The 11761-nt window shown below is 71.3% G+C and carries 11 protein-coding genes and 1 pseudogene; 6 read left to right on the forward strand and 6 right to left on the reverse strand.

The genetic code is table 11. The features are described from left to right. Positions 1 to 44 precede the first annotated feature (44 nt). The 5 genes from ACZ4V1_RS22575 to mgt all read left to right on the forward strand — a co-directional run bounded on the left by ACZ4V1_RS22575 (position 45) and on the right by mgt (position 5501). Complete coding sequence (locus ACZ4V1_RS22575; RefSeq protein ID WP_468338864.1) at positions 45 to 1040, forward strand: carbohydrate ABC transporter permease; 996 nt, start codon at positions 45 to 47, stop codon at positions 1038 to 1040. Then, complete coding sequence (locus ACZ4V1_RS22580) at positions 1037 to 1870, forward strand: carbohydrate ABC transporter permease (protein WP_468338866.1); 834 nt, start codon at positions 1037 to 1039, stop codon at positions 1868 to 1870. The genes ACZ4V1_RS22575 and ACZ4V1_RS22580 overlap by 4 nt, the downstream gene beginning before the upstream one ends. Further along, positions 1870 to 3159, forward strand: coding sequence for an ABC transporter substrate-binding protein (locus ACZ4V1_RS22585; protein WP_468338868.1), 1290 nt, complete (start codon positions 1870 to 1872; stop codon positions 3157 to 3159). Before ACZ4V1_RS22580 ends, ACZ4V1_RS22585 begins: the two co-directional genes overlap by 1 nt. A 300-nt stretch (positions 3160 to 3459) precedes the next feature. Continuing rightward, positions 3460 to 4239, forward strand: coding sequence for a 23S rRNA (adenine(2058)-N(6))-methyltransferase Erm(O) (gene erm(O), locus ACZ4V1_RS22590; protein ID WP_468338870.1), 780 nt, complete (start codon positions 3460 to 3462; stop codon positions 4237 to 4239). Continuing rightward, a complete protein-coding gene (mgt, locus tag ACZ4V1_RS22595) occupies positions 4236 to 5501 on the forward strand; it encodes a macrolide-inactivating glycosyltransferase (RefSeq protein ID WP_468338872.1) in 1266 nt (421 codons plus the stop codon). Before erm(O) ends, mgt begins: the two co-directional genes overlap by 4 nt. A gap of 108 nt (positions 5502 to 5609) precedes the next feature. On the opposite strand, the pseudogene ACZ4V1_RS22600 reads toward mgt, so the two are convergent. Next, positions 5610 to 6245 (reverse strand): annotated as a pseudogene (locus ACZ4V1_RS22600) (MMPL family transporter); the annotation flags it as partial. A 208-nt stretch (positions 6246 to 6453) separates the two neighbouring features. On the opposite strand from ACZ4V1_RS22600, the gene ACZ4V1_RS22605 reads away from it, so the two are divergent. After that, the gene (locus tag ACZ4V1_RS22605; protein ID WP_468338874.1) at positions 6454 to 7002 is read left to right on the forward strand and encodes a DUF1697 domain-containing protein; all 549 of its coding nucleotides are present in this window, start codon (positions 6454 to 6456) and stop codon (positions 7000 to 7002) included. A 178-nt stretch (positions 7003 to 7180) separates the two neighbouring features. Here ACZ4V1_RS22605 and ACZ4V1_RS22610 read toward each other — a convergent pair whose 3' ends face one another. From ACZ4V1_RS22610 to ACZ4V1_RS22630, 5 genes are all read right to left on the reverse strand, one after another. Then, entirely contained in the window at positions 7181 to 7918 is a 738-nt protein-coding gene (locus tag ACZ4V1_RS22610) for a sirohydrochlorin chelatase (protein WP_468338876.1), read from the reverse strand. A gap of 7 nt (positions 7919 to 7925) precedes the next feature. Further along, positions 7926 to 8822: an ABC transporter permease gene (locus tag ACZ4V1_RS22615; RefSeq protein WP_468338878.1), complete on the reverse strand. Its 897-nt coding sequence runs from the start codon at positions 8820 to 8822 to the stop codon at positions 7926 to 7928. Next, positions 8809 to 9603 (reverse strand): ABC transporter ATP-binding protein, encoded by a 795-nt coding sequence (locus ACZ4V1_RS22620; RefSeq protein WP_468338880.1) that lies wholly within the window; start codon positions 9601 to 9603, stop codon positions 8809 to 8811. The genes ACZ4V1_RS22615 and ACZ4V1_RS22620 overlap by 14 nt, the downstream gene beginning before the upstream one ends. Before the next feature lie 35 nt (positions 9604 to 9638). Next, positions 9639 to 10742 carry an aliphatic sulfonate ABC transporter substrate-binding protein gene (locus tag ACZ4V1_RS22625; protein ID WP_468338882.1) on the reverse strand — a complete coding sequence of 368 codons (1104 nt, stop codon included), beginning with the start codon at positions 10740 to 10742 and terminating at the stop codon, positions 9639 to 9641. 266 nt (positions 10743 to 11008) lie between these two features. Next, positions 11009 to 11761: elongation factor 1-alpha C-terminal domain-related protein (locus ACZ4V1_RS22630; RefSeq protein ID WP_468338884.1), on the reverse strand; the 753-nt coding region annotated here is incomplete at its 5' end.

An 11761-nucleotide genomic window follows, 5' to 3' on the forward strand; every position in this document is an offset into this window, starting at 1 on the left:
GACCATGACCAGGCCCGTTCGAGCCGTGCAAAGGGGCTGATTACGTGACATCGGTGTCCGAGTCGAGAAGGCCGGGGCGCCGTGCGTCCGGTACGGACCGGTCACGGCGCGGCCCGGATCACGGTGCCTGGTTCCTGGTGCTGCCCGCGCTGATCCCCATCCTGGTGCTCAGCGTCGGGCCGCTGCTCTACGGCATCCTGCTGGCGTTCACCGACGCCCAGTCGGGCCGGACGGAGCCCACCCAGTGGGTCGGCACCCTGAACTTCCAGGACCTGGTGCACGACACGCTCTTCTGGGAGTCGTTCCGCATCGGGCTGCTGTGGGCCGTCGGGGTGACGGTGCCGCAGTTCCTCCTCGCACTCGGCCTCGCCCTCCTGCTCAACCAGAACCTGCGGATGCGCTTCCTGGCCCGCGGGCTGGCGATCATTCCCTGGGCGATGCCCGAGGTGGTCGTCGGCATCATGTGGCGGCTGGTCTACAACCCGGACGCGGGCATCCTCAACGAGACTCTGCGCGACCTCGGTCTCGGCGACGGCCGCGACTGGCTCAGCGGCCTCGCCACCGCCCTGCCCGCCGTCATCGTCGTCGGCGTCTGGGCAGGCATGCCCCAGACGACGGTAGCCCTGCTCGCCGGGCTGCAGAACACCCCGCGCGAGCTGCACGAGGCCGCCGCGGTCGACGGCGCCGGAGCATGGCGCCGCTTCCGCACGGTCACCTGGCCCGCCCTGAGACCGGTCGCGCTCGCCATCACCGCGCTCAACCTCATCTGGAACTTCAACTCGTTCGCCCTGGTCTACGTACTGACCAACGGAGGCCCCGGCGGCCGGACCCGGCTGCCCATGCTCTTCGCCTACGAAGAGGCCTTCCGCTACGGACAGTTCGGCTACGCGGCGGCGATGGGGTGCGTGATGGTCGCCGTGATCTCGATCCTGCTGGCCGTCTTCCTCGCCGGCCGGCTCAAGGGCGGACTCACGGGCGGACTCAAGGGCGGACTCACGGGCGGGCCCAAGGGCGAACCGAAGGAAGGTGTCGCGGCATGAGGACCTCGACCGGGGCCCGCGTGGGCCAGTACGCCGCGCTGCTCGCGTATCTGGTCTTCCTGGCCTTCCCGTTCCTCTGGCTGATCTCCACCGCGTTCAAACCGCCGCAGGAACTGGCGAGCCTCCACCCCACCTGGATCCCGGAGAACCCCACCCTCGACAACTTCCGCCAGGCCTTCGACGAACAGCCGCTGCTGCGGGCCGCCCTCAACTCGCTGCTCGCCGCACTCGGCGCGGCGGTGGTCGCCGTGGTGATCGCGACACCGATGGCGTACGTCATGGCCCGGCACCGCGGGCGGCTCAGCAGGGCGGCCACCGGGTGGGTCGTGGTCAGCCAGGCCTTCCCCTTCGTCCTCCTGATCATCCCGCTCTTCCTGGTGCTGAAGAACCTCCGGCTGATCAATTCCGTCCCCGGGCTGGTGATGGTCTACGTCGTGTGGTCCCTGCCGTTCGCGCTGTGGATGCTCGCCGGGTACGTCCGGGCCGTGCCGGCCGAGTTGGAGGAGGCGGCGGCGGTCGACGGCGCCGGGCGGCTGCGCACCCTGGTGTCGGTGACCGCGCCGTTGCTCGCGCCGGGGATCGTGGCGACGGCGCTGTTCGCCTTCATCACCGCGTGGAACGAGTTCTTCTTCGCGCTGGTGCTGCTGAAGACACCGGAGAAACAGACCCTGCCGGTGATCCTCACCCACTTCATCGGCGCCGAGGGCGTGGCGGACCTCGGCCCGCTCGCGGCGGCGGCCTTCCTCGCGACGCTGCCCTCGCTCCTGGTCTTCGCCCTCATCCAGCGGCGGATCACGGGCGGCATGCTCGCCGGGGCGGTGAAGGGCTGATGCCGGCGCGTACGAGGATCGCGACCCTGCTCGTCTCCCTCTCCCTGCTGCTCGCGGGCTGCTCGGGCGGCGGCGACGGACCGGACGACGGCCGGATCACCCTGCGCTTCCAGTCGCTGGCCTGGCAGGAGGAGTCCGTGACGGCCAACAGGGAACTGGTGCGGGAGTGGAACGCCACCCACCCGGACGTGCGCGTCGAGTACGTCCAGGGCAGCTGGGACAGCGTCCACGACCAGCTCCTCACCTCCTTCGAGGGCGGCGAGGCGCCCGACATCATCCACGACGCCTCCGACGACCTCGCGGACTTCGCCTACGGCGGCTACCTCGCCGACCTGACCGACCTGCTGCCCGACCGGCTCAAGTCGGACATCCCGCAGCGCAGCTGGGAGACGGTCACCTTCGGCGACGGGATCTACGGCGTGCCGTTCCTCCAGGAGCCGCGGGTGCTCATCGCCAACGCCGACCTGCTGGAGGAGTCGGACGTCCGGCTCCCGACGCCCGAACGCCCCTGGTCCTGGTCCGAGTTCCGGCAGGTGACGAAGCGGCTGAGCGGCGACGGCACGTACGGGGTGGCCTGGCCGCTCAAGGAGCCCGTCTCCGCCACGCTCAACCTGTCGCTCTCCACAGGAGGACGGCTGTTCCACCGCGGAGCGGACGGAAAGGTCACCGTCCGGTTCGAGGAGGGCGACCGGGTGGTGCCGCGCACCATCCACGACCAGGTCAACACCGACCACAGCGCCTCCTCCACCACCCTCGGCAGCGGCGGTTCCGACACCCTGCCCGGCTTCTTCGCGGGCAAGTACGCGATGGTGCCGCTCGGCTTCTCCTACCGCCAGCAGATCGAGCAGCAGGCACCCGAGGGCTTCGAGTGGCGGGTGCTGCCCGCCCCGGCGGGCGACGAAGGGCTCACCCAGGGCGTCAGCCCGCAGACCCTGTCGATCGCGGAGGACAGCCCGCACAAGAAGGAGGCCGCCGCCTTCGTCGACTTCCTCCTCCAGCCGGACAACATGGTGCGCCTCGCCCTCGGCGACTGGATGCTGCCCACCGGCGGCGAGGCGCTGAAGGACCCGGCCCTGCGCACGGCCGAGCACGGCTGGGCCACGGGCACCGCCCTCGCCGGTCATCTGCGCTCGGCACCCGCGCAGTCCGTGAGGGGATATCCCGAGTGGAAGGACAAGGTGGCGACCCCCGCGCTCCAGGAGTACTACAGCGGAGCCATCGACACGGAGGAGCTGCGCAGTCGCCTGGTGACGGACGGAAACCTCGTCCTCGCCCGCTACCAGCGCTGACGGCGTCCGCGCCGGTCGGGCGGGAAAACCCGTTGCCCGCCCGCGGCGCGGGCGCCTAACGTCGCCTCCGTGGCAGCTTTCAACGCGATCTTCGACTCCGGTCTCGGCCGGGGCTGCACGCACGCCATCAGGATGCGTCGTGGCCCCGGAGCCCTGACCGGCCCGGGGACCCCCCGCCGCTGACACACGTGACACACATGCGGCGGGGCTGAGCCTCCGCATCCCCTTTTCGCCTTCGTCTTCCGGTCAGGGCCTTCGGCTGCCCTTTCCCCCTTTCCTGGAAGACAAGGACCGCAGGCCATGGCCCGCCCCACCCAGCGTGCCCGCACGCTCTCGCAGAACTTCCTCGCCGACCGCGCCACCGCCGCCCGTGTCGCCCGGCTCGCCGCCCCCGACATCCGGCGCCCGCCCCTCCTCCTCGAAGCCGGCGCCGGAAAGGGCGCCCTCACCGAGCCGCTCGCCCGCCGCGGCCGGGAACTGCACGCCTACGAGATCGACCCCCGGCTCGTCCCCGTGCTCCGCGCCCGCTTCGCGGACACACCCCACGTCCACGTGGTCGCCGGTGACTTCCTCGCCGCGCGGCCCCCGCGCACGCCGTTCTCCGTAGCCGGGAACGTGCCCTTCTCCCGCACCGCGGACATCGTCGACTGGTGTCTCAACGCACCCGGCCTCACCGACGCCACGCTGCTCACCCAGCTCGAGTACGCCCGCAAACGCACCGGTGACTACGGCCGCTGGTCCCTGCTGACGGTCCGGACCTGGCCCCGGTACGAGTGGCGGCTGGCCGGGCGGGTCAGCCGGTACGGCTTCCGTCCGGTGCCACGCGTCGACGCCGGAATCCTGCGCATCGAACGCCGCCGCACCCCGTTGCTCGCCGGCGCCGCCCACCGGAGCTGGCGGGATCTGGTCGAGCTGGGCTTCTCGGGAGTCGGCGGCTCGCTGCACGCGTCCCTGCGGCGCGCCCACCCAAGGCGCCGGGTGGACGCGGCGTTCCGGGCGGCGCGCCTGGACCCCGGCGTGCTCGTCGGCGAGGTGTCCCCGGCGCGCTGGCTGCGGCTGCACGAGGAGCTGGCGGCATGAGGAGGGACGTACGGGGAAAACAATTGCACGAGACGTATCGTCTCGCGTACTCTCCTCGCATGACCAGTCCCGCTCACATCGCCATGTTCTCCGTCGCCGCGCACGGCCACGTGAATCCCAGCCTGGAGGTGATCCGCGAGCTCGTGGCGCGGGGGCACCGGGTGACGTACGCGATCCCGCCGCTCTTCGCGGAGAAGGTCGCCGAGACGGGCGCCGAACCCAAGCTGTGGAACAGCACGCTGCCCGGCCCCGACGCCGACCCGGCGGCCTGGGGCACCACGCTGCTGGACAACGTCGAGCCGTTCCTGAACGACGCCATCCAGGCGCTCCCGCAACTCGTCGAGGCCTACGAGGGCGACGAGCCGGACCTCGTCCTGCACGACATCACCTCCTACCCGGCCCGTGTCCTCGGTCACCGCTGGAACGTGCCCGTGGTCTCCCTCTCGCCGAACCTGGTCGCCTGGGAGGGGTACGAGAAGGAGGTCGGCGAGCCGATGTGGGAGGAGCCGCTGAAGACCCAACGCGGCCAGGCGTACTACGCCCGTTTCCACGCCTGGCTGGAGGAGAACGGAATCACCGAGCACCCCGACCCGTTCGTCGGCCGCCCCGCCCGTTCCCTGGTGCTGATCCCGAAGGCGCTCCAGCCCAACGCCGACCGGGTGGACGAGGCGACCTACACCTTCGTCGGCGCCTGCCAGGGCGACCGCTCCGCCGAGGGGGACTGGCAGCGTCCCGACGGCGCCGAGAAGGTCGTCCTCGTCTCCCTCGGGTCGTCCTTCACCAAGCAGCCGGCCTTCTACCAGGAGTGCGTCAAGGCCTTCGGCGGGCTGCCCGGCTGGCACGTGGTGCTCCAGATCGGCAAGCACGTCGACGCCGCGGAGCTGGGGGACGTACCGGACAACGTGGAAGTACGGTCCTGGGTGCCGCAGTTGGCGATCCTCAAGCAGGCCGACCTGTTCGTCACCCACGCGGGCGCCGGCGGCAGCCAGGAGGGAATGGCCACCGCCACACCGATGATCGCCGTACCGCAGGCCGTGGACCAGTTCGGCAACGCGGACATGCTCCAGGGGCTCGGCGTCGCCCGCCACCTGCCCACCGAGGAGGCGACCGCCGAGGCACTGCGCGCCGCGGCCCTCGCCCTGGTCGACGACCCCGAGGTGGCCGGGCGGCTGAAGCAACTCCAGGCGCGGATGGCCCAGGAGGGCGGTACCCGGCGGGCCGCCGACCTGATCGAGGCGGAGCTGGCGGCGGCGAGGGCCTGACCGCACCGCGGCGGCAGACGCCGACGGGCCCGCCGGTTCCCAGGACAACTCCCGGGAACCGGCGGGCTCTTCGGCACGCGGCCGTGCCTCAGTCGTACCGGCCCTCGCTCACACCCCGACCCGATCGCCCTCGTCGTCCCGGGCCGCCGGCACGAGCGCCTCGGACGCCTCGTCGTGGGTGAGGTCCGGGAGCCGGTGCAGCCACTTCGGCAGGTACCAGTTGCGCTCGCCGAGCAGGGCCATCACGGCCGGCAGCAGTACGCCCCGGATGATCGTCGCGTCGATCAGCACCGCCGCCGCCAGGCCCACGCCCATCTGCTTCATGGACTGCATGGACAGCATGCCGAAGAGGGCGAACACGGCCACCATGATGACGGCGGCGCTGGTGACGACACCCGCCATCGCGACGCACACCGTGACACCGGAGACGACGATCGCCCGGCCGCTGGTGGCGGCGGCGATCCGGAGCGCCGTCTGCGCGTCCCGGCCGGCGGCGCGCTCCTCGCGCTCGCGGCGCAGGTAGAACAGGCAGTAGTCGACGCCGACGGCCAGACCGACCAGCAGCATCACGGAGTTGGCGGTCTCGTTCATCGGCTGGAAGTGGCTGACCAGGTCCATCAGGCCCATCGTCGCCATGATCGCGGTGATCGCCAGCGCCACCGGCACCAGCGCCGCGACCAGCGCGCCGAACGCGACCAGCAGGATGCCGAGGGCCACCGGGACCGCGGAGTACTCGGCCTTCTTGCACTTACCGGGGTTGCTCCAAAGTCGTGATCAGGGTGTGGCGCTCGTACGGGAGTCTTCCGCAGAGTTGTTGAATAAGTCACAGGCGCGTGTAGTGGTTGAAGCGCGCACACCGCATCGGCGAGAGTGGCGCGCACGTCCGCCGGCGCGCGGACGAGGCCGTCGTGCCCACCCCCACGGGGCACGACGGCCGTCCTATGGTGTGCGCATGACGACGATGTACGCGGCACTGCTGCGCGGGATCAACGTGGGCGGCGCGAGGAAGGTCCCGATGGCCGAACTGCGCGCGCTCCTGGAAGGTCTCGGCCACGACGCCGTACGCACCCATCTCCAGAGCGGGCAGGCCGTGTTCGCGTCCGGCCACGGGGACGAGGAGTCCCTGGCCGCCGAGTTGACGCGGGCCATCGAGGAACACTTCGGCTTCGCGGTGGACGTGATCGTGCGCGACCACGCCTATCTGCGGGCGGTCGCCGAGGCGTGCCCGTTCCCGGCCGCCGGCCTGGAGGCCAGGCAGCTGCACGTCACCTACTTCTCCGCGCCGGTCGACGCCGAGCGCTTCGCGGCGATCGACCGACCGGCGTTCCTCCCGGAGGAGTTCCGCCTCGGCGACCGCGCGCTGTACCTGTACACACCGGACGGCCTCGGCCGCTCCAAGCTCGCCGAGGCCCTCGCGAGGCCCCGCGTGAACAAGGGCGTCATCGCCACCACACGCAACTGGAACACTGTCGCCAAGCTCGTCGAGCTGACCGCCTCCTGACCGCCTCCTGACCGGCGCCCCGGACGCCCCCGGACCCGAGCACGAGCACGCGCACCGGCGGGCTGCCGTTCGACCGATGGCGACCGGCCGATGGCGACCGGCCGACGACGACCGGCCGACGACGACGGGCCGATGACGATGACGGCCGGCTGACGACGGCCGGCTGACGGCGAGGCGATCAGGCCCCGACCGCCGCCAGCACCGGCGTCCGCGCCTCGTCGTAGCGCTCCAGCAGCACCCGCGCCACCTCCGGCGAGGGACCGAGGACGTCCGCCAGCACGTCCGCCTCGGCGGCACCCCGCGCGATGCGGTCCGGCAGGAAGCCCGGGGCCAGGACGTACGGCGCCACGGCGACGCGGGCGCAGCCCAGCTCCCGCAGCTCACGCACCGCGTCCTCGGTGCGCGGAAGGGATGCGGAGGCGAACGCAGGCCGCACGGCGCACCAACCGGTGTGCCGCCACTCCCGCGCGATTTCTGCGATCACTGCGATCGCCTCCGGGTCGGTGGACCCCGCCGAGGCCAGTACGACCCCGGTCGAGGACTTGTCGGCGGGCGTCAGGCCCGCCTCGTACAGGCGCCGTTCCAGCGCCGACAGCAGCAGCGGGGAGGGGCCGAGCACCTCGGCCTGCCGGATCCGCAGCCGCGGCGGCGCGTCCGCCAGGACCGCCGGGATGTCCGCCTTGGCGTGGAAGGCGCGGGTCAGCAGCAGCGGCAGCGCCACGACGTCCCGCACCCCCTCCGTCTCCAGGGACTCCAGCACGCCCTGCACCGAGGGCACGTTGAAGTCCAGGAAGCCGGTCTCCACCCGTACCTCCGGGCGCTGCGACCTGACCCGGCGCACCAGGGCGTGCACGGTCGCGGCGTGCCGCGGGTCGCGGCTGCCGTGGGCGATGACGAGGAGCACCGGCGCGGTCATGATGGCCTCAGCTCCTCACCAGCAGACCGCGGCTGCGCAGCACCCACCGCTCCAGCGGACTGAAGATCAGCAGGTCGATGGCGATGCCGACGGTCAGGATGAGGAGGATGGCCTCGAACACCATGGCCATGTCGCTGGCGTTGCGGCCGTTCTCCAGGAGCTGGCCGAGGCCCACACCGAGATCGGGGAAGGAGGCGATGATCTCGGCGGCCATCAGCGAGCGCCAGGAGAACGCCCAGCCCTGCTTGAGGCCCGCGACGTAGCCGGGCAGCGCGGCCGGGAGCACGATGTGCCAGGTGCCCTTCAGCCCGGTCGCTCCCAGGGTGCGGCCCGCGCGCAGGTAGAGGGGGGAGATCTGGTCGACGCCGGAGACCAGGCCGTTGGCGATGGAGGGGACGGCGCCGAGCAGGATGACGGCGTACATCATCGAGTTGTTCAGGCCGAGCCAGATCACGGCCGGCGGCACCCACGCCACCGACGGCAGCGACTGGAGGCCGGACAGGATCGGGCCGATCGCCGCGCGCACGAACTTCACCCGGGCCACCAGCAGCCCCAGCGGCGTGCCGATCACCAGTGCCAGCAGGAAGCCGGACAGTCCGCGCGAGACGCTGGTCCAGATGTAGCCGAGCAGTTCGCCCTGGAGCCAGGCCTGGTGGACCACGTCCCAGACGTCGGACGGGGCGGGCAGCTTGGTGGGGTCGTCGACGATCTTGAAGGAGACCAGCGCCTGCCACACCGCCAGTACCAGCAGCACGGCCGCGACCGGCGGCAGGATCTTCTGCGTGAGCGTCTGGCGGAAGGGCGTACGGCCCCTCTGCTGGGTCTCCAGCGCGTCGAGGCCCGCCTCCAGACCGGCGAGGTCGCCCGCGTCCTTGCCGGGCGTGGTGGTCTCAGTGCTGGCCATGTCGGCGGATCTCCCCACGCAGTTCTTCGGTGATCTCGACGGACAGTTCCGCCACGGCGGTGTCCTCGATGCGGCGCGGATGCGGGATGCCGACCGTCCACTCGCGGGCAATGCGGCCGGGGCGGGAGGAGAGCAGCACCACGCGCTCCGCGAGCCGGACGGCCTCGCGGACGTTGTGCGTGACGAAGAGGACGGAGAGTTGCGTCTCGCGCCAGATCCGGGTCAGTTCGTCGTGCAGTACGTCGCGGGTGATGGCGTCGAGTGCCGCGAAGGGCTCGTCCATCAGCAGCAGCTTGCTCTCCTGGGCGAGCGCCCGGGCCATCGCGACCCGCTGGCGCATGCCGCCCGACAGCTCGTGCACCCGCTTGCCGTACGCGCCCTTCAGCCGGACGAGCTCGAGCAGCTCCTCCGCCTTGTCGCGGCGCTCGGACTTGGGCACACCCCGCAGCTTGAGGGCGAGTTCGATGTTCTTGCCGGCGGTCAGCCACGGGAACAGGGCGTGCTCCTGGAACATCAGGGCCGGCCGTCCGTCCGTGGTGATCGCCCCGGTGCTCGGCCTGTCCAGGCCCGCCACCAGGTTCAGCAGCGTGGACTTGCCGCAGCCGGAGGCCCCCAGGAGGGTGACGAACTCGCCGGGCGCGACATCGAGGCTGATGTCGTCCAGCACGAGCTGCTGCCCGGCGGGGCCCCCGAACGACTTCGAGACGTGCTCGATCCGCGCGGCGTGCGAGGCCGCCTCGGTGCCCTCGTCGGCCTTGGCGAGGGTCGTGGTCGTGGCCATGGTCGTCACCTCCTGGGAATGGTCGGGATCCGGGCCTACTGGACGCCGAGTCCGGCGTCGTCGACCGCGGGTTCGCCCTTGGCCTTGAGGACCTTGTTGAGCAGCGTGAGGTCGTAGATGCCCTTGAGGTCGGGCTGTTCCAGCAGGCCCGCCTTGACGGCGTGGTGCGCCTGGGCGTCGAGGGTGGCGGCCAGCGGGTCGTCGGTGAGCCGGATCGATTTCCACGCCGGGTCCAGGACGTCGGCGGGCAGTGCCTTGCCGGTGTCCTTCTCCAGCTGCTTGTTCGCGGCGGCCTTGGCCTCGTCGGGGTGGGCCTCGATCCACTCGTTGGTGTCCACCGAGGCCTTCAGCACCGCCTCCACGGCCTTCGGGTGCTCCTTGAGGAACTTCTGCGACACGATGATGTTCGTGATCACGAACTTCTCGTCCGGCCACAGCGTCGACTCGTCCAGCAGTACCTTGCCGCCCTGGGCGACCAGCCGGGAGGCGGTGGGCTCCGGCACCCAGGCGCCGTCGACGGACCCGGACCTGAAGGCGTCCGGGGTCACCTTGTTGTCGCTGCGGACGACCGTCACGTCGCCCTTGCCGCTCTGCGCGTCGACCTTCCAGCCCTGCTCGGCGGCCCAGTTGAGGAACGCCACGTCCTGCGTGTTGCCCAGCTGCGGGGTGGCGATGCGCTTGCCCTCGACGTCCTTCAACGACTTGATCTTGTCGGGGTTCACCACGAGTTTCACTCCGCCGGAGGCCGAACCGCCGATGATCCGCAGGTTCTTGCCCTCCGACTTGGCGTAGCCGTTGATCGCCGGGGAGGGGCCGATCCAGCCGATGTCGATCGAGCCGGAGTTGAGCGCCTCGATCTCGGAGGGGCCCGCGTTGAAGACCGCGTACTTGGCCTCGGTGGCGCCCAGTTCCTTCTGGAAGAAGCCCTTCTGGTTGCCGACCAGCGCGGTGGCGTGGGTGACGTTGCCGAAATAGCCGATCCGGACGGAGTCGAGACCGTCGGTCTTCTCGGCCCCGGCGGCGATCCGGGCACCTCCGTCGTCCTTGGCCTGCGAGCCGTACCCGCAGCCGGCGAGCGCCAGCAGCGGGAGGGCGGCCAGGACCGCGAGAGTGCGGCGCAGGGCGGTGGTGGCAGGCACGGGAGGTGTTCCTCTCGTTGGCCCGGCGGTCACGCCTGTCGGTTGGTCCGAGGTGTCAGGTCGTGGCCGGGAGATCGGCGGGTTTGCGTCTGTGGCGGCGGAGGCTGTGGGCGCGCGAGCGGTGCGCGTACGTCAGCACGCACATCGCGCGACCCCGCCCTGCCCTCCCCCAAACTCCGTTCGGGGGCACCCCCAGCCGAGGGCACCGCTGCCGACGCGGCCGCCCTCCTTCGCGAATGTGGAGTAGAAGTCGGGGGAGCCCATGGCTAGAAGTCCCACCCGTCGTCGTTCGCCTCGTCGTTGACCGGTTCTGGTGTGGCGAAGGACTCGCCGGCCATGCCGGCGGTGAGGGTGGTGCCGTCGTTCGGGTCGATCAGGATGAAGGAACCCGTGCGGCGGGAGTCGGCGTAGGAGTCGGCGGGCAGCGGCTCGGCGGTGCGGATTTTGACGCGGCCGATGTCGTTGGCGGCGAGTTGCCCGGGGTGTGGGTGCAGGGACAGGTCGTCGAGGGTGAGCCGGGCCGGGATGTCCTTGACGATGGCTTTGACCGTGCGGGTGCCGTGTTTGAGCAGCACGCGGTGGCCGATGGTGAGGGGGGCGTCGGCGACGTGGCAGACGGTGGCCTCGACGTCCTGGGTGGTGGCGGGGGCGTCCTTGCGGGGCACGATCAGGTCGCCGCGGGAGACGTCGATGTCGTCGTCGAGGAGCAGTGTCACCGACTGCGGTGTCCAGGCCGCGTCTACCGGTTCGCCGAGCAGGTCGATGCCGGACACCTTGGAGGTGCGGCCCGAGGGCAGGACGGTGACCTCGTCGCCGACGCGGAAGGTGCCGGCGGCGATCTGGCCGGCGTAGCCGCGGTAGTCGGGGTGTTCGGCGGTTTGCGGGCGGATCACGTACTGCACGGGCAGCCGGGCGTGGCAGTGGGCGAGGTCGTGGCTGACCGGGACGGTCTCCAGGTGTTCCAGGACGGTCGGGCCGCCGTACCAGTCCATGACCGCGGAGGGTTCCACCACGTTGTC

It is taken from the genome of Streptomyces sp. NPDC028991 (assembly GCF_055564775.1).

Bases quoted from the DNA above. Each gene is read 5' to 3' on its own strand.
- ACZ4V1_RS22580 (WP_468338866.1), top strand. From the start codon at position 1,037: ATGAGGACCTCGACCGGGGCCCGCGTGGGCCAGTACGCCGCGCTGCTC.
- ACZ4V1_RS22585 (WP_468338868.1), top strand. From the start codon at position 1,870: ATGCCGGCGCGTACGAGGATCGCGACCCTGCTCGTCTCCCTCTCCCTG.
- mgt (WP_468338872.1), top strand. From the start codon at position 4,236: ATGAGGAGGGACGTACGGGGAAAACAATTGCACGAGACGTATCGTCTC.
- ACZ4V1_RS22605 (WP_468338874.1), top strand. From the start codon at position 6,454: ATGACGACGATGTACGCGGCACTGCTGCGCGGGATCAACGTGGGCGGC.
- ACZ4V1_RS22610 (WP_468338876.1), bottom strand. From the start codon at position 7,918: ATGACCGCGCCGGTGCTCCTCGTCATCGCCCACGGCAGCCGCGACCCG.
- ACZ4V1_RS22615 (WP_468338878.1), bottom strand. From the start codon at position 8,822: ATGGCCAGCACTGAGACCACCACGCCCGGCAAGGACGCGGGCGACCTC.
- ACZ4V1_RS22620 (WP_468338880.1), bottom strand. From the start codon at position 9,603: ATGGCCACGACCACGACCCTCGCCAAGGCCGACGAGGGCACCGAGGCG.